20 protein-coding genes and 2 riboswitches are annotated in these 21772 nt (G+C 73.0%); of the genes, 6 read left to right on the top strand and 14 right to left on the bottom strand.

The annotated features are described in order from the left end of the window. Window positions 1-3 precede the first annotated feature (3 nt). Window positions 4-612, bottom strand: coding sequence for a DsbA family protein (locus FHS87_RS00170; RefSeq protein ID WP_184512604.1), 609 nt, complete (start codon window positions 610-612; stop codon window positions 4-6). Between the two features lie 34 nt (window positions 613-646). Continuing rightward, window positions 647-1219, bottom strand: coding sequence for a DUF721 domain-containing protein (locus FHS87_RS00165; protein ID WP_312861825.1), 573 nt, complete (start codon window positions 1217-1219; stop codon window positions 647-649). Window positions 1220-1328: 109 nt separating this feature from the next. Between FHS87_RS00165 and FHS87_RS00160 the strand changes: the two genes are divergently transcribed. From FHS87_RS00160 to FHS87_RS00150, 3 genes are all read left to right on the top strand, one after another. Next, window positions 1329-2504, top strand: coding sequence for an A/G-specific adenine glycosylase (locus FHS87_RS00160; protein ID WP_221299338.1), 1176 nt, complete (start codon window positions 1329-1331; stop codon window positions 2502-2504). Next, a complete protein-coding gene (locus FHS87_RS00155) occupies window positions 2501-3037 on the top strand; it encodes a biotin transporter BioY (RefSeq protein WP_184512602.1) in 537 nt (178 codons plus the stop codon). Before FHS87_RS00160 ends, FHS87_RS00155 begins: the two co-directional genes overlap by 4 nt. 549 nt (window positions 3038-3586) lie before the next feature. Beyond that, window positions 3587-5113, top strand: coding sequence for a glycosyl hydrolase (locus FHS87_RS00150; RefSeq protein WP_184512600.1), 1527 nt, complete (start codon window positions 3587-3589; stop codon window positions 5111-5113). Between the two features lie 40 nt (window positions 5114-5153). Here FHS87_RS00150 and FHS87_RS00145 read toward each other — a convergent pair whose 3' ends face one another. Both FHS87_RS00145 and FHS87_RS00140 read right to left on the bottom strand, forming a co-directional pair. Continuing rightward, complete coding sequence (locus tag FHS87_RS00145; protein ID WP_184512598.1) at window positions 5154-6218, bottom strand: Ldh family oxidoreductase; 1065 nt, start codon at window positions 6216-6218, stop codon at window positions 5154-5156. 156 nt (window positions 6219-6374) lie between these two features. Further along, complete coding sequence (locus tag FHS87_RS00140; protein ID WP_184512597.1) at window positions 6375-7346, bottom strand: Bug family tripartite tricarboxylate transporter substrate binding protein; 972 nt, start codon at window positions 7344-7346, stop codon at window positions 6375-6377. Window positions 7347-7468: 122 nt separating this feature from the next. Between FHS87_RS00140 and FHS87_RS00135 the strand changes: the two genes are divergently transcribed. Together FHS87_RS00135 and FHS87_RS00130 are read left to right on the top strand one after the other, a co-directional pair. Beyond that, a complete protein-coding gene (locus FHS87_RS00135) occupies window positions 7469-8386 on the top strand; it encodes a LysR substrate-binding domain-containing protein (protein ID WP_184512595.1) in 918 nt (305 codons plus the stop codon). A 57-nt stretch (window positions 8387-8443) separates the two neighbouring features. Next, entirely contained in the window at window positions 8444-9460 is a 1017-nt protein-coding gene (locus tag FHS87_RS00130; RefSeq protein ID WP_184512593.1) for an SDR family oxidoreductase, read from the top strand. A gap of 43 nt (window positions 9461-9503) precedes the next feature. Here the strand turns inward: FHS87_RS00130 and FHS87_RS00125 are convergent, their stop codons facing one another. The 10 genes from FHS87_RS00125 to gcvT all read right to left on the bottom strand — a co-directional run bounded on the left by FHS87_RS00125 (window position 9504) and on the right by gcvT (window position 19686). Continuing rightward, on the bottom strand, window positions 9504-10568 hold the full coding sequence (locus FHS87_RS00125) for an amino acid ABC transporter substrate-binding protein (RefSeq protein WP_184512591.1): 1065 nt from the start codon (window positions 10566-10568) through the stop codon (window positions 9504-9506). Between the two features lie 66 nt (window positions 10569-10634). Continuing rightward, window positions 10635-11729 carry a site-specific DNA-methyltransferase gene (locus FHS87_RS00120; RefSeq protein ID WP_312861823.1) on the bottom strand — a complete coding sequence of 365 codons (1095 nt, stop codon included), beginning with the start codon at window positions 11727-11729 and terminating at the stop codon, window positions 10635-10637. A gap of 107 nt (window positions 11730-11836) precedes the next feature. Next, complete coding sequence (locus FHS87_RS00115) at window positions 11837-12505, bottom strand: ribonuclease HII (protein ID WP_184512589.1); 669 nt, start codon at window positions 12503-12505, stop codon at window positions 11837-11839. Then, window positions 12506-13264, bottom strand: coding sequence for an SDR family NAD(P)-dependent oxidoreductase (locus tag FHS87_RS00110; protein WP_184512587.1), 759 nt, complete (start codon window positions 13262-13264; stop codon window positions 12506-12508). Window positions 13265-13316: 52 nt separating this feature from the next. Beyond that, the gene (locus FHS87_RS00105) at window positions 13317-14174 is read right to left on the bottom strand and encodes an alpha/beta hydrolase family protein (protein WP_246417702.1); all 858 of its coding nucleotides are present in this window, start codon (window positions 14172-14174) and stop codon (window positions 13317-13319) included. An 89-nt stretch (window positions 14175-14263) separates the two neighbouring features. Next, entirely contained in the window at window positions 14264-14713 is a 450-nt protein-coding gene (locus FHS87_RS00100) for a GNAT family N-acetyltransferase (protein ID WP_184512585.1), read from the bottom strand. After that, window positions 14710-15291 carry an NUDIX hydrolase gene (locus FHS87_RS00095; protein ID WP_312861822.1) on the bottom strand — a complete coding sequence of 194 codons (582 nt, stop codon included), beginning with the start codon at window positions 15289-15291 and terminating at the stop codon, window positions 14710-14712. The genes FHS87_RS00100 and FHS87_RS00095 overlap by 4 nt, the downstream gene beginning before the upstream one ends. Further along, window positions 15288-18191 carry an aminomethyl-transferring glycine dehydrogenase gene (gene gcvP, locus FHS87_RS00090; RefSeq protein ID WP_184512583.1) on the bottom strand — a complete coding sequence of 968 codons (2904 nt, stop codon included), beginning with the start codon at window positions 18189-18191 and terminating at the stop codon, window positions 15288-15290. Before gcvP ends, FHS87_RS00095 begins: the two co-directional genes overlap by 4 nt. Next, window positions 18188-18565, bottom strand: coding sequence for a glycine cleavage system protein GcvH (gene gcvH / locus FHS87_RS00085; RefSeq protein ID WP_184512581.1), 378 nt, complete (start codon window positions 18563-18565; stop codon window positions 18188-18190). Before gcvH ends, gcvP begins: the two co-directional genes overlap by 4 nt. Continuing rightward, a complete protein-coding gene (gene gcvT, locus FHS87_RS00080) occupies window positions 18562-19686 on the bottom strand; it encodes a glycine cleavage system aminomethyltransferase GcvT (protein WP_184512579.1) in 1125 nt (374 codons plus the stop codon). The genes gcvH and gcvT overlap by 4 nt, the downstream gene beginning before the upstream one ends. Before the next feature lie 45 nt (window positions 19687-19731). After that, window positions 19732-19835, bottom strand: a riboswitch (glycine riboswitch). Window positions 19836-19838: 3 nt separating this feature from the next. After that, window positions 19839-19934: riboswitch (glycine riboswitch) on the bottom strand. A 358-nt stretch (window positions 19935-20292) separates the two neighbouring features. On the opposite strand from gcvT, the gene FHS87_RS00075 reads away from it, so the two are divergent. Further along, the gene (locus FHS87_RS00075) at window positions 20293-21708 is read left to right on the top strand and encodes an FAD-binding oxidoreductase (protein WP_184512577.1); all 1416 of its coding nucleotides are present in this window, start codon (window positions 20293-20295) and stop codon (window positions 21706-21708) included. The last annotated feature ends 64 nt before the right edge of the window (window positions 21709-21772 follow it).

Genomic DNA, 21772 nt, shown 5'->3' with positions numbered 1-21772 from the left:
GAATCAGCCGCCGGAGACGCCCGCCAGCTCGGCGAAGCGCTCGTAGCTCACCGCGCCCGCCTGGGGACGGCCGTTGAAGACGAAGGTGGGGGTGGAGGCGACGTTGTGCTCCTGCTGCCCCTTCATGCGGATCTCGAGGATCCCGCGCTGCAGCGTCTGGTCGGCCAGGGCGGCGTCCACCTGGGCGCGGCTCATCCCGGCCAGCGCCGCGACCTTGGCGATCTCTGCGACATGGTCGGCGCCGCGCGAGAAGGCCCAGCGGTCCTGCGAGGTGAAGAGGGCGCTGATGAAGCCCTCGTAGCGCTCCGCCGGCAGGGCGCGGGCGACGACGGCGGCGGCGAGCGCCACCTGGTCCAGCGGGAAGTCGCGCCAGACCATCCGGACCTTGCCCGTCTCCACCAGCTTCGACTTCACCTCGGGCCAGGTGCCGTTGTGGAAGGCGGCGCAGTGGGAGCAGGTGAGCGAGAAGTACTCGATCACCGTCACCGGCGCGTCCGGCCGGCCGGCGGAGCGCTCGCCCAGGCGGGGGTCCGTCCCCTGGGCGCGCAGGGCGGCGGGCATCAGCGCGGCCGCGGGCGCGGCGAGGAGAAGGCTGCGGCGGGGGGTGGTCATCGGTCCGCGGTTCCGTCCTGGTGGGGGCTGCATTCTAGCGGGCTCGATAGACGCCGCGCGCCAATCTTGCCAGGGCATCCCGCAACTCGGGGTTGCCAACCGTGTCCAGCGCGCCACGAACTGTATCCGGCAGGGGCGCCGCCGGGCGAGCGCGGGGGGCCGCCGCGGCCGAGGGCGCCTGTTGCACGAAGCGCAGGCTCTCCACCGTGACCGAGCCCAGCGCCGCGTTCACGCGACCGATGAGTTGGGGCGCGAGGTGCTGCAACTCCATCGCGACGGGGCCGGAGCAGCCGATAGTCAGCGTGCCGCCCGTCAGCCGCTTGGGCACCGTCACCGCCGCGATGGCCGGTCCGACGATCCCCGCCCAGTCCGCCATCAGCAGCGCACCGGCGGGGCTGCGCTTCTTGAAGGCGGGGCGGGTGAGGCGCGGGATGAAGCCGCCGAGCGGGCGCAGGCCGAGATCGGGGCGGCGGGGGTCGATCATGGCGGGCGGGGCGGCGGGTGCCTCCGCTTCCTTATTATGGGCAGCGGGCTGACGGCGACGCGGCGAGGCGGCGCGCGCCGGGGAGCCCTGCTGCCCCAGGGACGCGTCATGCCCAGGTGGCACGCTACGCTCCGGGGGAGGGCTACGCTCCGGGCGCGCGCTACGCCCCGGGGGCGTGATACGCCCCGGGGGGCTGGACTCGCCGCCCGTCCCGCCCTCCCCTGCCCGCGCTTTGCCCGACGCCATCCCCGATCCTCCGCCCGCCGGCCCGCTCCTGGGCTGGTACGACCGCCACCGCCGCACGCTGCCCTGGCGCGTCTACGCGCCACCGGGCGAGGCGCGCGGCGAGCGCGATCCATACCGCATCTGGCTCTCGGAAGTGATGCTCCAGCAGACGACGGTCGCGACCGTCGGCCCGCGCTACGCCCGCTTCCTCGCCCGCTTCCCGGATGTGCGCGCCCTGGCCGGGGCGCCCTGGGAGGAGGTGGCGGCGGAATGGGCGGGGCTCGGCTACTACGCCCGCGCCCGGAACCTCCACGCGGCGGCGAGGGCGGTCGTGGCGCGCGGCGGCTTCCCCGACACGGAGGCGGGGTTGCGGGAGCTGCCGGGCATCGGCGCCTATACCGCCGCCGCCGTGGCCGCCATCGCCTTCGACCGCCCCACCGTGCCCGTGGACGGCAATGTGGAGCGGGTGGTCTCGCGCCTTCTGGCCATCCGCGAGCCGCTGCCCGGCGCCCGCCGCCTCATCGCCCCCGCCGCCGCGCGCTTCATGGAGCAGAAGGAGGCGCGCGCCCGCCCCGGCGACTTCGTGCAGGCGCTGTTCGACCTCGGCGCCACGATCTGCACCCCGCGCCGGCCGGCCTGCGCCCTCTGCCCCTGGCGCGGGGACTGCGCCGCCCAGCGGCTGGGCATCCAGGAGACGCTGCCCGTGAAGGCGCCCAAGGCGGCGCGCGGGGAGCGGCACGGGCTGCACTTCCTCGCCCGCGATCCCGCCGGGCGGCTGCTGCTGCGGCACCGCCCGCCGGAAGGGCTGCTCGGCGGGATGCTGGAGATACCGGGAACGCCCTGGCGGGAGGGGGCGCCCTGGTCGCTGGAGGAGGCCCTGCCCCACGCTCCCCTGCCCGGCGCCCCCCTGCTTGGCGCCGGGTGGCGGCTCCGTCCGGGCACGGCCCGGCACGGCTTCACCCATATGGACCTCGACATGCGCCTGGCCGAGGCCGCCGTGCCGGAAAGCCCCGCTCCGCCCGGCATGGCATGGATGGAGCCGGAGGCCGCCCGCGCCGCCCTCCCCACCGCCATGCGCCGCCTGCTTCCCCTGGCCGAGCCGCCGCTTGCCGAGGGCGCGGGCGGCGTGGCAAGCGGTGGCACCGGGGCGCGAGGCGCCCGCAGGAAGGGAATCCAGGCATGAACGCCCCCCAATCTCTCGGCTCTCGGTCGCTCGCCGCGCGGCCGGCGCTCCGCTTCTGGTCGATGGCGCTGATGGGCTCGGCCGTGCTGGCGGCCTCGGCGCAGGTGAGCCTGCCCATGTGGCCCGTGCCCGCCACGCTCCAGACCCTTGCCGTGCTGCTGCTGGGCGCGCTGGGCGGGCCGCGCATGGGCGTGGCGGCCGTGATGCTCTACCTCGCCGAGGGCGCGGCGGGCCTGCCCGTCTTCGCCCATGGCACGGGCGGCCCGGCCGTCCTGATGGGTCCGACGGCGGGCTTCCTTCTCGGCTTCCTCGCCTCGGCCGGCATCGCGGGCCTGGCCGGGCGCGGCGCGGCGCGGCAGGCAGCCGTGCTGACCATCGCCCATCTCGCGGTCTTCATCCCGGGCGTGCTCTGGCTCTCCACCTTCGTGGGGCTGGAGAAGGCCTGGATCGCCGGCTTCCTTCTCTTCCTGCCGGGCACGGCGGTGAAGACGGCGCTGGCCTTCGCCACCCTGCGGGCGCTCCGCCGGGGCTGACCCCCGCCGCATTGCCGGGCTTCCTGCCGCCCGCCCCGGGACACCGGGGCGGGCGGTTCTCGTTTCCGGGCCCTCTCGCCCACCCCGGTTCCAGCGGGCAACGAGGCGCCAGCGGAGCGGCCGCGTGCTTTCCGGCGCAAACCCTCCTGGCATGCCCACGGCGCCGCCGAGTGCTCCTCGAAGAGGGGGTGGATTCGTCGCCACTGCCCCCCGGGGGCCTGCCGGATCGCCAATCTCTTTTATAAAACGCCTGTCCCCAGAGCATTCCATTCCACCCGACGATGCATCGTGGAGCGAAACAGAACGACTTCGATTACACGTATTACGTGCATGATTGCCGAGCTGATCGGCCCGACTTCCGGACCTGCGCGAGAAACGTATCGTTTTGGAGAGAAACCGGGCTCTTACAGTCGAAATCTGTGATCGGCCCAAACGAACGCGACACGTAAGAAAACGTCGTCAAATCACGTTTAGGTGAAATCAAGAAATGTTGACCGCCCCGTTCCGGACGACTTAGGCCTTGCTCGCGATTTCGTGAGGAACTCCTGAATGACTCTCCGTGGCGTCTATGTCGGCAACTCCCCCACCGCGCTGCAGCAGTTCGAGAACTGGCTCGGCTCCGAGATCGAGACCGTGCACGGCGTCGTCGGCATGGCGAACTGGTCGGACTTCACCAACAGCGCGAACTGGATGACCAACACGCTCTGGAAGGGGATCAACGAGCGCGTGCACTGGTCCGTGCCGATCATGGTCACGGATGGCAGCGCCAGCCTCGCCCAGGCCGCCAGGGGCGCCTACGATTCCTACTACGCGACCGTGGCCAAGACCCTCCTCGCCTCCCGCGCCGGGGACAACGACCCCATCCATGTCCGCACGGGCTGGGAAGCGAATGGCGAGTGGTTCAAGTGGACCGCCGTCGGCCACGAGCAGGAGTTCATCGGCGCGTTCCGCCACTTCGCGGACACGTTCCACAACATCTCCAGCCGCTTCAAGATCGAGTGGAACATCAACTACGCCGATACCGGGATTAACCCCGCCACCATCTATCCCGGCGATTCCCATGTCGACGTGATCGGCATGGATTTCTACTGGACGCCCGAGTACCAGGGCTGGGATCCGAACAACGCCTTCAACGGCCTCAAGAACGCGCGTTACGGCCTGCAGTGGCTGGAGGACTTCGCCGCGCAGCACGGCAAGCCCACCTCCTACTCCGAGTGGGGCATCAACTCCGACAACGCCGGGCCCTATATCCAGAAGGTCAAGGAGTGGTTCCAGACCCACAACGTGGCGCTGGAGAGCTACTGGGACGTCACGATGGACAAGGTCACGGGCCTGTCCACGACGAATTCGATGCCGAATGCGAGCGCGGCCTTCAAGGCGGCCTTCAGCACGCCCCTGAACGGTGTCTCCTCCGGCGGCACCACAACCGCTCCCTCCGCGCCAACCCCGGTCACCGTGACCACGGGCGACACGAAGACGAGCGCGGCGCCGGGCAACACCGTCTGGGGCGGCTCGGGCAACGACGCCCTCACCGGCACGGACGGCAACAACGCCTTCTCCTCGGGCAGCGGCAATGACTGGATGGCCGGCGGCAGGGGTGACGACACCTATCTCGACCTCAATCTCGGCGACCAGGCCTATGAGAAGGCGGGCGAGGGCGTGGACACGATCACGACCTGGCTCGACCGGTTCACCCTGCCCGACAACGTCGAGAACCTGACGATCACCGGCACGAGCTGGACGACGGCAACGGGCAACGGGCTGTCCAACATCATCATCGGCAACGGCAGCGCCAACATCATCGACGGGCGCGGCGGCAACGACCTGCTCACGGGCGGCGGGGGCAGGGACACCTTCGTCATCACTAAGGGGATGGGCCATGACACCATCACCGACTTCCGCCCTCAGGCCTGGGGCGGCGATGCCGACAAGCTCTCCTTCAAGGGCTTCGGCAACGGCGCAAAGATGACGAATATCGGCAACGAGTTCACCATCGTCTCGTCCGACGGATCGGTGGACCACTTCACGCTGAAGGGCATCAACTCGATCAGCAGCAGCGACTACGCCTTCAGCTGACCGGCGCTGCCCCGCCCGCCGCTTCCGGCGGGCGGGGTTCCTAATCCAGCACCCCCGCCTCCACCCCCAGCCGCGCGGCATGGCCGCGCAGCGCCTGGGCCAGCGGGGCCGGCACTGGCACCCCCTCCGCCTCCGCCTCCGCGATCAGCCGCGCCGCCCGGTCGCCGGGGAGGCGGACGGGGGCACCGGGATCGATGGGCGGGCTGGCGCGGACGGCATCCGCCAGGAAGTCCATCTGGCCGAGGAAGGCCTCCCGCCCCGCGAAGGCCCCGGGATCGATGAGCTGGAGGAACACGTTGGCGCCCCAGCGCGTCGACCCCTCCCGCCGGCCATGCCCGGCCAGCCCGCCCGTCAGCGCCTCCACCATCAGGGCGAGGCCGAAGCCCTTGTGCCCGGCATCGGTGCCGCCGAGCAGCATGAGGCTGCCGCGCCCCTCCCCGCCCTCCACCACCGAGGGATCGCGGCTCGGCCGTCCCTCGCTGTCCAGCACCCAGGGGTTCTCGAACATCCTCCCCGCCGCCGCCCGCTCCCGCGTCTGGGAGAGGGAGGTGATGGAGGATGAGATGTCCACCAGTACCGGGCTCTCGCTCGTGGGGAAGCCGATGGCGAAGGGATTGGGGCTGAACAGCCCCTCCTTCCCGCCGAAGGGGGCCACGATCTTCGTATGCGGCCCGGACGAGGCGATGATCGCCAGGTAGCCCCGGTCCGTCGCGGCCTTCGCGATGGCGGCGAGGCAGCCGATATGGTGACTCTTCCGCATGGCCAGGGTGAAGGTGCCGTGCCCGGGCAGGCGCTCGAAGCCCAGCGCCAGGGCGCGCTCCATGAGCCAGAGGCCGGGGCGGTAGCCGCCGTCCCAGACCACCGTGCCGCCGGTGTCGCGCAGGGTCTCCGGCTCGCCCCCTCCCTCCATCAGCCCGCGCTCGAGCTGGTCGAGGTAGGCGCCGAGTTGGGCGAGGCCATGGGTGCTGCGCCCCATCATGTCCGTCAGCACGAGCAGCCGCCCCACCGCCTCGGCCTTCTCGACCTCCATTCCAGCGGCGGAGAAGAGCGCGGCGGCGAGGCGGGAGAGCTGGTCGTGAGGGCGGCGGATCGCGGGGGCGGTCATGCGGAGGATCCCGGGCAGGAGGCCGCGCATCGCGGGCGGCGGGCCGGCGAGGCGCGGGGGGTTCCGGTGGCGAGGGTGACGGCCCCGCGCGGGAGCCGCCGGGCAGGAGGCATCGGGCCAGGGGCGCCGTGAGGGCGCCCCGCCCGAGGGGTGGCGCTAGTCCAGCCGCACGTTGTTGGCGCGGATCAGCCGCGTGTAGGTCTCGGTCTGGGCCGTCAGCCACTGGCGGAAGGCGTCCGGCCCCTCCGTGCGGGGCTCCGCGCCCAGATCGGCCAGCCGCGCCGCGATGGGCGGGAGGGCAACGATCGCCCGGAGCTCCCGGTGCAGGCGCTCTACCAGCGGGCGCGGCGTGTTGCCCTGCACCATGATCCCCTGCCAGGTGCCGGCATCGGCCGCCGGCCAGCCCAGTTCGCGGAAGGTAGGCACGTTGGGCAGGGTGGAGAGGCGGTGCGTGCCCGTCACGGCCACCGCCCGCATTTGGTTGTTCACCGCATAGGGCTGCGCCTGGGTGGCGCCGGCGATTGTGAGGTCAGCCTCCCCCGAGACGACGGCCGTCAGCGCCGGCGCGCCGCCGCGGTAGGGGACGTGCGTCATCTCCTTCCCCCAGGCATCGGCCAGTTCGATGAGGGTGAGGTGGGAGGCGGTGCCGACCCCCGAATTGCCGCCGTTCAGCGGCCTCGGCGAGGACTTGGCGAAGGCGGCCAGCCCGGCGGCGTCCTGCACCGGCAGGGCATTCGCCACGCCCAGGATGTAGGGCGCGTAGATCAGCATGGTGACGGGCGCCAGGTCCTTCGCATTGTCGAAGGGCAGGCGCGGGAAGAGCGCGGGGTTGGTCGCGATGGTCGTCACGTCCATCAGCAGCAGCGTGTGGCCGTCCGGCGGGCTCTTGGCGACGACGTCGGCGCCGATATTGCCGCCCGCCCCCGCCCGGTTCTCGACCACCACGTTCTGCCCGAGCGCGCGGGTCAGCTCCGGCGCGATGAGGCGGGCGAGGATGTCGCTCGTGCCGCCGGGCGCGTTGGGCACGATGATGCGAAGGGTGTGGTCGAAGTTCTGGGCATGCACCGCGGGCGCCGCGAGGGCGGCAGTGGCGGCGAGGCCGGTGCGGAGGAGGTCGCGGCGCTTCATCTCGTCTGTTTCCCTCATGCGTGGCGGCCCTTCGTGGAGCCTTTGGCACGGACCGGCGTAACGGGCCGGACCGATGCCTGTCCAAGCTTGAATGCGGATCGTTCGATACGCAAACTGGATCAATGTTCGAACTGGGCCAGCTCCGCTGCTTCGTGGCCGTGGCGGAGGATCTGCATTTCCGCCGCGCCGCCGCCCGGCTGAACATGACCCAGCCGCCGCTCAGCCGGCAGATCCAGCTGCTGGAGCACGAGCTCGGCTTCCTCCTCCTCCTCCGCAGCAGCCGCGCGGTGCGGCTGACCCCCGCGGGGCGCGTCTTCCTGGAGCAGGCGCGGCGCATCCTCCGCATGGCCGAGGATGCGGCGGGGGAAGCGCTGCGCGTCGCGCGCGGGGAGATCGGGAGCCTCACCCTCGGCTTCACCGCCGCCTCCGGCTACGCGGTGCTCCCGCGCCTCGTCGCCCTTCTCCGCAAGGGGGCGCCGGGCATCGAGCTGAACCTGCGGGAGATGGTGACGGGAGACCAGCTCGCGGCCCTGCGCGCCGGCACGCTCGATGCCGGGCTGCTGCGCCCGCCCGCCACCGGCCCCGGGCTGCGCGCCGCGCGGCTGGAGCGCGAGCCGCTGCTCGTGGCCCTGCCATCCGACCACCCCCTGGCCAGCGGAGGCCCGGTTGATCCCGCCGTGCTGGACGGGCAGCCCCTCATCACCTACCCGCCCGTCGAGGGCCGCTACCTGCACGACCTCGTTCTAGCCGTGCTCCGCCTCTCCGGGGCGGCGCCGGGGCGCGTGCAGCATGTCAGCCAGACGCACTCGATCCTCGCCCTGGTGGGCGCGGGGATCGGCCTCGCCCTCGTGCCGCGCGCGGCGGAGCGGCTGCTGCCGCTGGGGGTGGTGCTGCGCCCCCTCCTCGGCCCGCCCCCCGTGGCGGAACTGCTCCTGGCCTGGACGGAGGCGGAGAACCCGGCGCGGGACGCGGTGCTGTCCCTGCTGCGGCGGGAATGGCCGGGGCTGGCGCCGGAGACGGCGGGCGCTGCCGCGCGCTGAACCATCCGAGGCCTGGGCCGTTCCTGCCCGTACTCCCCCACAACGCGAAGCCTTGCCATGACCGACGATCCGTCATCCTCCCGCCGCGACATCTTCCTGGGCGTGGCCGCCGGTGGCCTCGCCACCGCCATGGCCGCCCCCGCCCTCGGCCAGGGAGCGCCTGCCGGCACCGCGGCGCCCGCCGGGAGCGCGCCGGCCCTGACCAACCCGCTGGAGCGCTTCCCCAAGCCTCCCTTCCAGATGCAGTCCCAGCCCTGGCCGGCGCTGCAGGCGAAGATGACGCCCGTGCCGGACTGCGGCGAGACGAGCTACCGGGGCTCGGGCCGCCTCGCCGGGCGCCGCGCCCTCATCACCGGCGGCGATTCCGGCATCGGTCGCGCCGCCGCCATCGCCTATGCGCGGGAGGGGGCGGACGTCGCCATCAACTATCTCCCGGCCGAGCAGCCGGATGCCGAGGACGTGGCGCGCCACATCCGCGATGCCGGCCGCAAGGCGGTGCTGATCCCGGGCGACCTCCGCGACGAGGCCTTCTGCGCCCGCCTTGTGGAGCAGGCGCGCGCGGAGCTCGGCGGCCTGGACATCCTGGTCAGCAACGCCGCCTACCAGCACGCGCAGACGGCGCTGGCCGACATCACGACCGAGCAGCTCGACCAGACCATGAAGACGAATGTCTACGCCATGTTCTGGATCACCAAGGCCGCGCTGCCGCATCTGCCCGCCGGCAGCGCCATCATCGTGACCTCCTCGATCAACGCCGACCGCCCCTCGCAGCAGATCCTGGACTACGCCTGCACCAAGGCCGCCAACGAGGCCTTCGTGAAGGGCCTGGCTAAGCAGGTGATCGAGAAGGGCATCCGCGTGAACGGCGTGGCGCCCGGCCCCTTCTGGACCCCGCTCCAGGTCGGCGGCGGCCAGACCGAGGAGGGGCTGAAGAGCTTCGGCGGCGACACGCCCCTGAAGCGCCCGGGCCAGCCGGTTGAGCTGGCCTCTGTCTATGTGGAGCTGGCCGCCTCCACCTCCAGCTACACCACCGGCCAGATCTACGGGCAGACCGGCGGCGTCGGCTGGCCCTGACCCGTCCCGGCCGGGAGCGGGTCACCCCGCTCCCGTGCCCGCCTCAGCGCAGGGGCGGCGCGAACATCAGCCCGCCCTGGGAGGCCAGGCGGTTCTGGCCGCGGTCGATGCCCAGCGGCGCCAAGTTGCGCTCCCAGATCTCCGCGTAGTTGCCGACCTGGGTGATGGCGTTGAACGCCCAGGCATTGTCCACGCCCAGCGCCGCCCCGAGCTCCCCCTGGGTGCCGAGCAGGCGCTGCACGGCGGGGTCGGTGGCCCCCCGCCGCTTCTCCTCCGCATTCGCGCCCGTCACCCCGGCCTCCTCGGCCGCGAGCAGGGCCGAGCCGGTCCAGCGCACGAGGTCGAACCAGCGCTCGTCGCCCTTGCGGACCATGGCGCCCACCGGCTCGGAGCTGATGCGCTCGGGCAGGATCGCCAGCCCCTTGTCGGGCTGGGTGGCGCGGAAGGCGCCGAGATAGGAGGCATCGTTCGCCCAGGCGTCGCAGCGCCCGGCGAGGAAGGCGTTCGCGGCCTCCGACACCCCACCGAAGAGCACGGGGGTGAAGTTGAGGTTGTTGGCGCGGAAGTAGCCGGCGACGTCCAGCTCGGTCGTCGTGCCCTGGAGCAGGCAGACCGTGGCCCCGTCCAGCCCCTTGGCCGAGCTCACCCCGGCATCGCCGCGCACGACGAAGGCGGTGCCGTCATGGAAGTTGATCCAGGCCATGTTCAGCCCGAGCGAGGCCTCGCGGGTGAGCGTCCAGCTCGTGTTGCGGACCAGCAGGTCCACCTCCCCCGACTGCAGCGCCGTGAAGCGCGCCTGGGGCGAGAGGGGGACGAAGCGGACGAGCTTCGCGTCGCCCAGGGCGGCGGCGGCCACCGCGCGGCAGGTATCGGCGTCCAGGCCCCGCATCTCCCCCTGGCTGTCGGGCAGGGAGAAGCCGGGCGATTCGCCCGACACGCCGCAGAGCAGCAGGCGCCGGCCGCGCACCGCTTCCAGCGTGGCGGACCGGCTGCCGCCCGGCGCGGCGCCCGGCGGCGGGGTCTGGGTGGATGAGGGGGCCGGGACGAGGGCGCCGAGCAGGGCGGCGGCCGCGCAGAGAACGGGGAGAAGAGATCGCGGGCGGGACATGGGGGGAGCTCCACTGGGTGGAGCAGCAACGCCGGTCCGGCGAGGTCGGTTGGAGCCCCGCCCGGGCTAGCTGCCCGGCGCCAGCTCCGCGCGCAACTCGTCGATCACCCGCAGCGTCCCGTCCCGCCGCTCGATGTGCCAGAAGGTCCAGCCGTTGCAGGAGGGCGCCTCCTGCACGGCGGCGCCGACCTGGTGGATGCTGCCGGCGACCCGCCCGCAGCGCAGCGTCGCGTCCGCGCCGACTTCCGCCTGCCAGCGGCGATGGCGGTCCCAGAGCTTCGTGCCGGGCGGCACGAGCCCGCGCTCCACCAGCGCGCCGAAGGGAATGCGGGGCTGCTCGCGCTTGGCCGGCAGGGCGAGGGCGATGCTCTCGGGCAGCGGCTCGACCGCCGCCAGCCGCGCCTCGGCGGCGTCCGCATAGGCGTCCTCGCGCTCCAGACCGATGTAGCGGCGCCCCAGGCGCTTCGCGACAGCGGCGGTGGTGCCGGTGCCGAGGAAGGGATCGAGGATCACCTCCCCCGGCGCGGTGCAGGAGAGGATCACGCGGTGCAGCAGCGCCTCGGGCTTCTGCGTCGGGTGCAGCTTGCGCCCGTCCTCCCCGCGCAGGCGCTCGCCGCCGGTGCAGAGCGGGATGAGCCAGTCGCTCCGCATCTGCTTGTCGTCGTTCATCGCCTTCATGGCGGCATAGTTGAAGCGGTAGCGGCTCTCCTCCCCCCGCGCGGCCCAGATGAGGGTCTCGTGCGCGTTGGTGAAGCGGCGGCCGCGGAAGTTCGGCATCGGGTTGGACTTGCGCCAGACCACGTCGTTCAGGATCCAGAAGCCGAGGTCCTGCAGGGCGACGCCGAGGCGGAAGATGTTGTGGTAGGCGCCCATCACCCAGATCGTGCCGTCGCGGCGCAGCACGCGGCGGCACTCGGTGAGCCATTCCCGGGTGAAGCGGTCATAGGCGGCGAGGTCGTCGAAGCGGTCCCACTCCTCGTCCACCGCGTCCACCAGGCTGTCGTCGGGGCGGCGCAGCGCGCCCTTGAGCTGGAGGTTGTAGGGCGGGTCCGCGAAGACCGCATGGACGGAGGCCGGTGGAAGGCGGCGCAGGCTCTCGATGCAGTCGCCGCGCAGCACGCTGTCCAGCGGCAGGTCCAGACCCGTCGTTCCTACGCGCACTGCATCCCCCGGCAAATCGCTGGCCGCGGCGCCGCGCCCCCGCGTCGCACCGGGCCGAGCCCCCTTCGCACCATGCTCATGGCCGAGTCGCCCGGTCAAGTTTCGGGTCAAGGGAAGGCCAGAACGGCTTGATCGACGGGGCTGAATCCGCGCCGGTGATGGGGTGTCGGGCCGAGCCGGGCCAGGGCCTCCCGATGCGCCGGCGTCGGGTATCCGGCATGGCGGGCGAAGCCGTAATCCGGCCAGCGCGCGCCGAGCCGCGCCATGGCCCGGTCCCGCACCACCTTCGCCATGATCGAGGCCGCGGCGATGGAGAAGGAGAGCCCGTCGCCACCCACCACGCAGCGCACGGCGCAGCCGAGCCGCGGCGGCGCGTTGCCGTCCACCAGGGCCAGCGACGGCACGACGGGCAGGCGGGAGACGGCGCGGAGCATGGCCAGATGCGTCGCGCGCAGGATGTTCAGCCGCCCGATCTCGGCGGCGCTGGCTGCGCCGATGCCGATCAGCGCCGCGCCCTCCTCCCGGGCGCGCAGCAGCGCGTCATGCGCCGCGTCCCGCCGGGCGGCGTCCAGGCGCTTGCTGTCGTCCAGCAGGGCGGCGAGGCCGGCGGGCGGAGGGTTGGGGAAGATCACGGCGGCGGCCAGCACGGGGCCGGCGAGCGGGCCTCGCCCGGCCTCGTCCACCCCCGCCACGGGGCCGGGATGGGCGGCCTCCAGTGCGAAGTCGGGCCGTGCCAGGGAGGGCGAGGAGGGCCGGGATGCCGGGCGGCGCGCCATCTACAGGATCAGCCCCCCATCCACCACCAGCGTCTGCCCCGTGATCATCGCGCCCGCGCAGCCGAGGAACAGGATGGCCTCCGCGATGTCCTCGGGCAAGCAGCGGCGGCCCATGGGGCAGTTCTCGATCGACTGCGCCCGCTGCGCCTCGGTCCACTCGATCCCCCAGGTGCTGTCCACCGCCCCCGGGGCCACGGCGTTCACCCGGACCTCCGGGCCGAGTCCGCGAGCGAGGTGCTTCGTCAGCGCCACCACCCCCGCCTTGCTCGCGGCATAGGCCATGGAGGAGCCGCGCCCGGAGAGCCCGGCGACGGAGGCGATGTTCACCACCGCCCCGCGCGAAACCCGCAGCGCGGGGACGGCGGCGCGGGTGGTGCGGAACAGGCCGACGAGATTCGTGTCCAGCACCGCGTCCCAGAGATCGTCGGTAATCTCCTCCAGCGCGCGGCCTGGGATGCTGCGGGTGGCGCCGGGCGTGCCGGCATTGTTCACCAGCAGGTCCAGCCGGCCGAGACCCGCGACGGCCGCCTCCACCATCGCCGCCTCCCCTCCCCCGCCGATGGCGCCGGGGGCCTCGACGATGCGGGCGCCGGTGGCGCGCAGGGAAGCGGCGGCCTCGGCACCGCGGGGATCGCCGGGCAGGAAGTTCAGCGCGACGGCGCAGCCATTCGAGGCCAGCTCCCGCGCGGTGGCGAGGCCGATGCCGGACGCCGCGCCGGTGACGAGCGCGGCGCGGCCTTCCAGGTCGTAGCGGGGCATGGGCGTTCCTCCTCCCGCGAGGATCGCCGGGGAAAGGGGCGGGTGGAAGGGGTCAGAGCCCCCGCTCGACGAACACGTCCCCCGGCCCGACCAGCCCTTCCGCCCCCCCGCGCAGCGCGGCGCGGGCCGAGGCGTCCCCCCGCAGCACGGCGTCGAGGAAGGTGACGGAGAGGGCGGCGGCGCGGGCGTGGTAGGTGGGATCGGCGTAGCGCCCCCCCGCCTCCGCCTCGTCGGCGAAGGAGGCGTGCATGGCGCCCTCCAGCACGGCCAGGGCGCCGGGATTGGTGGACTGCTCGAAGGGCACGCGGCGGGCGGGGGCGCGGATGCCCTCGATGAAGCCGTGATCCTCCGTGCCGGTGACGTGGAGGATGGGCACGGCATAGCCGCCATAGGCCAGGCGCGGCGGCAGGCCGATCGCCGGGATGGGCGAGAGGGCGACCCCCGCCTTCAGCCGGGGATCGGGCAGGCCGAGGCCGCGGTCCCCGCCCGGCAGGCGCTCGCCCAGCATGTGCTGCACCGTCCAGGCGCCGAAGGAGTGGCCGGCGATGGCCAGCCGCGCGGGATCGGTGCGGGAGGGGAGGTTGCCCAGGGCGAACTTCACGTCCAGCAGCCGGTCCAGCGCGGCCTGCACGTTCAGCGCCCCCGCGGCCAGCCCCACCATCCGGTCCCCGCCGCCGCGCCAGAGGCTGTCGTCGGAGCCGATGTGCTGGAGATGGATCGCGAGGTAGCCGGCCCCCGCCAGGGCGCGGCCGAGATAGGCCAGCCCCTCGCGCGAGCCGCCGAGGCCGTGGGAGACGATGACGGCCGGCGCCGGACCCGTGCCGGCGGGCTCGCGGATCAGCACGGGGATGTCGCGGGCGCGGGCGGGATCGCGCAGCGTGAGGCGGGATTCGGTGATGCGGGCCTCCATCGGCCTGGTGGTGGCCGAGGGGGCAGCGGCACAGCCCGGGGCGGCGAGGAAGGGCAGCAGGGCGGGCGCCGCGAGCAGCGCCCGGCGCGCTAGAGGGGGATGTCGTAGGTCCGCCAGGGCGTCAGCTTCGCCACGCGGTCGTAGACCGCGCGGGCGCGGCTGTTGCTCTCTGCGGTGATCCAACGGATGACGCTCCAGCCGCGACGGCGGCCTTCCTCGGCAAGGGCCTCGATCAGCGCGTCGGCCACGCGCCTTCCCCTCATCTGGGGATCCACGAAGAGGTCGTCCAGATAGCCGCCCGTGGTCGCCGAGAGCGGGCGGGCGAAGGCGCGGTAATGGGCGAGGCCTACCGCGCGCCCCTCCGCATCCTCGGCCACGAGGCCGTTCGTCTCATGGGCGGGGTCGTGCAGCCAGGACCAGACGCGGTCCCGCATCTCCGGCGTCTGCGCGACGCCGTAGAACTCGGCATAGCCGGCATAGAGCCGGTTCCAGTCCTCGCGGTGGCGCTCCGCCAGCGGGACGATGCGGAAATCCGTCATGGCACCTCCTTCAACGCGAAGCTGATCCGCCCCGCCGCCTTCAGCGCCAGCAGCAGCGAGGCCGTGTGCATGGCCTGGGGCAGCAGCCCGTGGCCCATCGCGTCCACCACGCGCGAGAGGGGCCACAACTCCACCGTGATGTCCTCCCCCACCTCATGCGCGGTGGGATGGGTGAGGGTGGCGTTGAGGGCCAGCACGGTGTGGGCGCGGTTGCGGTGCGTGGCGGTGTTCGGGCTGAGGGAGCCGAGGTACCGGAATTCCGGCGCGGTGTGGCCGGTCTCCTCCCGCAGCTCCCGCGCGGCGGCGACGGCGGGGTCGGCATCGGCCGCGTCCACCGCGCCCGCCGGCAGCTCCAGCGTCCAGGCCTGGGCGCCGTGGCGGTACTGGCGCACGAGGACCAGCTCGTCCGCCGGCGTGATCGCGACCACATGCACCCAGTCCGGATAGGACAGGGTATAGAAGGGATCGAGCACGTTGCCCTTGGAATCCCGCACCGCATCGGCGGTGACGTTGATCCAGCGGTCGCGCAGCGCGGTGCGGGAGGAGAGGACCTCCCACAGGGGCGGCGTGCCGCTCACTCCGCCGCCACCTTCGGATGGTCCTGGTAGGCTTCCAGCGGCGCGCAGGTGCAGGCGAGGTTGCGGTCCCCGTACACGTTGTCCACGCGCTTGACCGGCGGCCAGTACTTCGCCGCCGCGATCCAGGGCAGCGGGAAGGCCGCCTCCTGCCGCGTATAGGGGTGGGACCAGGTCTCGGCCGTCACCTCCTCCGCGGTGTGGGGGGCGTTCTTCAGCGGGTTGTCGGCCTTGTCTGCCCTGCCCTGCTCCACCGCGCGGATCTCGGCGCGGATGGCGATCATGGCCTCGACGAAGCGGTCCAGCTCCTCCTGCGGCTCGCTCTCCGTGGGCTCCACCATCAGCGTGCCGGCGACGGGCCAGGACATCGTGGGGGCGTGGAAGCCGTAGTCCTGCAGACGCTTGGCGATGTCCTCCACGAGCACGCCGCCGCCCTGCTGGAAGCCGCGGCAATCGAGGATGCACTCATGCGCCACCATGCCCTTTCCGCCGCGGTAGAGGACGGGGAAGTGGCCGTCGAGGCGCCTGGCCACGTAGTTGGCGTTGAGGATCGCCACTTGCGTCGCCCGCGTCAGCCCCGCGCCGCCCATCATGCGGATATAGGCGTAGGAGATCGGCAGGATGGAGGCGCTGCCGAAGGGCGCGGCGGACACCGGGCCGAAGCCCGTCTCCGGCCCCGCTTCCGCGACCAGCGGATGGTTGGGCAGGTGCGGCGCGAGATGCGCGGCCACGCCGATCGGGCCGACGCCCGGCCCGCCGCCGCCATGCGGGATGCAGAAGGTCTTGTGCAGGTTGAGGTGGCACACATCGGCGCCGATCGCGGCCGGGCTGGTGAGGCCGAGCTGCGCGTTCATGTTCGCGCCGTCCATGTAGACCTGCCCGCCCGCCGCGTGCACGGCGTCGCAGATCTCGCGGATCCCCTCCTCGAACACGCCGTGCGTGCTGGGATAGGTGATCATCAGCGCCGACAGCTTCCCGCCGTGCTGCTCGATCTTCGCGCGGAGATCGCCGAGGTCGACATTCCCCTCGCGGTCGCAGCCCACCACCACCACGCGCATCCCGGCCATCACGGCGGAGGCCGGGTTGGTGCCGTGGGCGGAGGAGGGGATGAGGCAGATGTCGCGATGCCCCTCGCCGCGCGCCCTGTGGAAGGCGCGGATGGCGAGCAGCCCGGCATACTCCCCCTGGCTGCCCGCATTCGGCTGCAGCGAGACCGCCGCGAAGCCGGTGCAGGCGCAGAGCCAGCTCTCCAGCCGGCGGATCATCTCGATATAGCCGCGCGCCTGGTTCACGGGGGCGAAGGGGTGGATGTCGGAGAAGCCGGGGAAGGTGACGGGGATCATCTCCGCCGTCGCGTTCAGCTTCATCGTGCAGGAACCGAGCGGGATCATGCTGCGGTTCAGCGCGACGTCCCGGTCCTCCAGCCGCTTGAGGTAGCGCAGCATCGCGTGCTCGGAATGATGCGCGCGGAAGACGGCGGCGGTGAGGAAGGGCGTGCGGCGCGCGAGCGCCTCGGGCATCCGCGCGGGGGCGGAGAGCTCGGCCAGCCCCACCCGCTCATGCCCTGCCGCCTCGCAGAGCGCGGCGTCGAGCGCGATCACGTCCTGCCGCGTCACCGTCTCGTCCAGGGCGATGACGACGAGGCCCGGCTCGGCGCGGCGCAGGTTGTAGCCGGCGCGCAGCGCGGCCTCCATCAACGCCCCGGCGCGCTCGCCGGCCTCCACCGCCACCGTGTCGAAGAAGAGGTCGTGGCGGAGGGTGAAGCCCGCGCGCAGCGCGGCATCGGCCAGCAGGGTGGCGAGCAGATGCGTGCGGCGGGCGATGCGGGTAAGCCCCTCCGGCCCGTGCCAGACGGCGTACATGCTCGCCATCACGGCCAGCAGCACCTGCGCCGTGCAGATGTTGCTTGTCGCCTTCTCCCGCCGGATGTGCTGCTCGCGGGTCTGGAGCGCGAGGCGCATGGCGGGGCGCCCGGCGGCATCGACGGAAACGCCGACGAGGCGGCCGGGCATCAGGCGCTTGAGGCCGTCCTTCACCGCCATGTAGGCGGCGTGCGGGCCGCCATAGCCCATGGGCACGCCGAAGCGCTGCGTGCTGCCCACCACGACATCCGCGCCCATCTCGCCGGGCGGGGTGAGGAGGGTCAGCGCCAGGATGTCCGCGGCCACGATCGCCAGCGCGCCGGCCCCGTGCGCGGCGGCGATGGCGGGGGCGATGTCGCGCAGCTCGCCCGTGGTGCCGGGATAGGAGAGGACGACGGCGAAGGGCTTCAGCGCGGCAAGATCGGCCGCGTCGTCCGTGACATGCACCGCGATGCCCAGCGGCTCCGCGCGGGTGCGGAGCACGGCCAGGGTCTGCGGGTGCAGGTCGGGCGCGGCGACGAGGGCGGTGGACTTGCCCTTGTGCGCGGCGAGCGCCAGCGCCATGGCCTCCGCCACCGCCGTCGCCTCATCCAGCAGGGAGGCGTTGGCGACGGGCAGGCCGGTGAGGTCCGCCACCATCGTCTGGAAGTTCAGCAGGGCTTCCAGCCGCCCCTGGGCGAGCTCCGCCTGATAGGGCGTGTAGGCCGTGTACCAGCCGGGATTCTCGAGCACGTTGCGCAGGATCACCGGCGGGGTGTGCGTGCCGTGATAGCCGCAGCCGATCAGCGACTTCACCCGCGCGTTCCTCTCGGACAGCGCGCGCAGCTCGGCGATGGCGGCGTGCTCGCCCACCGGCGGGGGCAGCGCGTCCAGGTGGCTGTCGCGGATGCCGGCGGGCACGGTGAGGGCGGCGAGCGCCTCCAGGCTCTCCGCGCCCACGGTGCGCAGCATGTCGGCGATCTGGCCTTCGCTCGGCCCGATATGGCGGGCGGCGAAGCCGGCGCTGTCCTCCAGCGCCGCGAGTTGGTCGAGCGCGCTCACCCTTCGGACTCCACGTGCTTCTCGTAGGCGTCGGCGTCCATCAGCGCCTCGATGTCCGCCTTGTCCCGGGGCGTGATGGTGAAGAACCAGCCCTCCCCCATGGCATCGCTGTTCACAAGGGCGGGGTTGTCCACCAGCGCCGCATTGGCGGCGGCGACGGTGCCGGCGATGGGGGCGTAGACGTCGGAGGCGGCCTTCACGCTCTCCACCACGGCCACCGCCTCCCCGGCCTCGACCTCGCGGCCGGGATCGGGAAGCTCGACGAAGACCACGTCGCCCAACGCGCTCTGCGCGTGGTCGGAGATGCCGATGGTCGCCACGTCGCCGTCCAGTCGGACCCATTCATGGCTCTTGGCGAAACGGGTCTGGCTCATGCTGCGATGATTCCTGCGGCGCGCTTGTAGCGGTGGGGAAGGAAAGGGGTGGGGGCGGTGCGGGCGGGGATGGCCCGGCCGCGCACCATCAGTTGGAGAGCCGTGCCATCCGCCGCATGGGCGCGGGCGACGAGGCCCATGGCGACCGGCGCCCCGAGGGAGGGGCCGAAGCCGCCCGAGGTCACCTCGCCCACGGGCAGGCCGGCGATGGCGATCTCCGTATGCGCCCGGGCGGGCTGGCGGCCATCCGGCAGGATGCCGACGCGGAGCCGCTTGGGGCCGTTGTCCAGTTCCTCCCGCACGCGCTCGGCGCCGGGGAAGTCCCAGGCGATCCGGCGGCGCTTGCCCAGGCTGAAGGTGAGCGCGGCCTCGACCGGGGAGGTCGTCTCGTCGATGTCCTGGCCGTAGAGGGGGAGCCCGGCCTCCAGCCGCAGGCTGTCCCGCGCGCCCAGCCCGGCAGGGGCGGCGCCGCGGGCCAGCAGGGCGCGGGCCACGGCTTCGGCGCCCTCGGCGGGGACACCGATCTCGAAGCCGTCCTCCCCGGTGTAGCCGGAGCGGGTGATCAGCGCGGGAACTCCCGCCACGGGGCTCTCCAGCACGCCCATGAAGGGCATGGCGGCGACACTCCCCTCGGCGAGCGGGGCGAGGATCGCCTCCGCCCCGGGCCCCTGCAGGGCCAGCAGAGCGCGGTCCGGCCGGGGCACGATGGTGACGCCGGGAGGCAGGGCGGCGCCGATCGCCTCCACGTCCACCGCCTTGCGGGAGGCGTTGAGCACGAGGAACAGCCGGTCGCCGAGATTGGCGACCATGAAGTCGTCGATGATGCCGCCGGCCTCGTTCAGCAGCAGGGCGTAGCGCTGGCGGCCCGGGCGGAGGGCCTGGACCTCGGCGGGGGTCACGCGCTCCAGCGCGGCCGCGGCGCCGTCCCCGCGCAGCTCCGCCTGGCCCATATGCGAGACGTCGAAGAGGGCGGCGCCGCTGCGGCAGGCCAGGTGCTCGGCCATGATGCCGGCGGGGTACTGGACCGGCATCGCATAGCCCGCGAAGCCCACCATGCGCCCGCCCAGCTCGCGGTGCAGCCCGGCCAGCGGCGTTTCAAGAAGCGTCTCGGTATCGGCCACGCATCCCCCAGGGCCGCGACGGCGGCCGGTTCAGGTCGTGGCCCCCCTCTGTCCCGTGACCTGAGAGATTCGGATGGCCGGGGCCGTCCTTACTCCGTCGGTGCCATGCTCCCACCGACGGATCGGCCGGAACACGGGCTTTCCAGAGGCCCCTTCTCCGCGCGGTCCTTCTGCCTGAGCGTTTCCGGGGGCCGGTTGCGCCTTCGGCGGGGGCGGCCAGGGCAGCCCCTCTCTCCCGCGCGGGATCAGCGGGTGGGCCAGTGGTGCCCGAACCGGCGGCCCGATGCAACCATCACCGCACGGCCGGCAGGGAGCGGGCGGAAGGGCTTTCCCGCCACCTCGCCCGCCGTCCATGCGAGATCCCGCGCTCACCGAGGTCGCCGTGATGTCCGGGGGAGCAGTGTCAGCGGGCGTGGTGGTGCTATTCAGGCTGGGGAGGCGGCTCCACGCCCGCGCACCCGCAAGCAACATCGAACGGGGAAACGCTCATGCGCCATCAACCCGGCAGCGATAGCCGGCCCTTCCCGGCCAGGGCCATCACGTGCCGCCCCAGCCTCCGCAGCGCCGGTCGCCGCGTGTCCGGGGGATTGATGGAGGCGGCGCAGCATGCCTGACGCGCTGCCGCCCGCCCTGGGCACCATCGAGCCGATCCTCCCCGCGCTGCGCGACCTGCTGGGCGAGCGCCTCTCCACCGGCCAGGCCGTGCGGGAACAGCACGGGCGCGGAGAGGGCGTGCCGGACCTCTTCCCGCCCGACGCCGTCGCCTTCCCCGGGAGCAACGAGGAGGTGGCCGCCATCGCCCGCCTCTGCCACGCGCAGCGCGTGCCGATCGTCCCCTTCGGCACGGGCACCTCGCTGGAGGGGCATGTCACCGCGCTGCGCGGGGGGCTCTGCGTCGACCTCACCCGCATGGACCGCGTGCTGGGGGTCTCGCCGGAGGCGCTGGACTGCCGCGTGCAGGCGGGCGTGACGCGGCGGCGGCTGAATGCCGAGCTGCGCTCCCACGGGATGTTCTTCCCGATCGACCCGGGCGCGGACGCCTCCATCGGCGGCATGGCGGCCACCCGCGCCTCCGGCACCGCCGCCGTGCGCTACGGCACGATGCGCGAGAACGTGCTCGGCCTGACGGTGGTGACGCCGGACGGCCGCATCGTCCGCACGGGGTCGCGCGCGCGGAAATCCTCCACGGGGCTGGACCTCACGCGCCTCTATGTCGGCTCGGAAGGAACGCTCGGCCTCATCACCGAGGTGCAGCTCCGCCTGCAGGGCCTGCCCGAGGCCGTCTCGGCGGCCGTGTGCCAGTTCCCCGACATCCGGGCGGCGCTCGGCGCCACCGTCGCCGTGCTGCAGGCCGGCATTCCCGTCGCGCGCATCGAGTTTGTCAACGCGCTGCAGATGCGCATGTGCATCCGCTACTCGAAGCTGGACGAGATGGCGGAGCTACCTACGCTCTTCCTCGAGTTCCAGGGCGGCCCCGCCGCGGTGGCCGAGCAGGTCGAGGCGGTGGGGGCGGTCTGCGAGGAGATGGGTGGCAGCGGCTTTCTCTGGGCCAACCGGCCGGAGGAGCGCTCCCGCCTCTGGAAGGCGCGGCACGACAACTACTACGCCACCCTGCACTACCTCCCGGGCAAGAGTGTCATGGGCACGGATGCCTGCGTGCCGGTCTCGGCGCTGGCGGAGTGCATCCTGGAGACGGAGGCGGACGTGGCCGCCACCGGGCTGCTCGCGCCACTCGTCGGGCATGTCGGGGACGGGAACTTCCATCTCGGCATCATCTTCGACCCGACCGACCCGGAGCAGCGCGCGCGCGCCGATGGCCTCGCGCGCCGCACGGGGGAGCGCGCCATCCGCATGGGCGGCACCTGCTCGGGCGAGCACGGCATCGGCATGCACAAGCTCGACCTCGCCGCCGAGGAGCACGGCGAGGCGCTGGCCCTTATGTGGGCGGTGAAGAACGCCCTCGACCCCTTGGGCATCATGAACCCGGGCAAGCTGCTCAAGCCCCTGCCTAACCAGGCGTGAACAGCGAAGGGGCGGCGGGGGCAGGCCCAGGGCCGGGAAGGCCTGATCCCCGCCGCCCTCCGCT

It is taken from the genome of Muricoccus pecuniae (assembly GCF_014199205.1).
GTDB classification, from domain to species: domain Bacteria; phylum Pseudomonadota; class Alphaproteobacteria; order Acetobacterales; family Acetobacteraceae; genus Roseomonas; species Roseomonas pecuniae.
The sequence above is the reverse complement of the archived record's forward strand: the minus strand, read 5'-3'. Positions and strand labels throughout refer to the sequence as shown.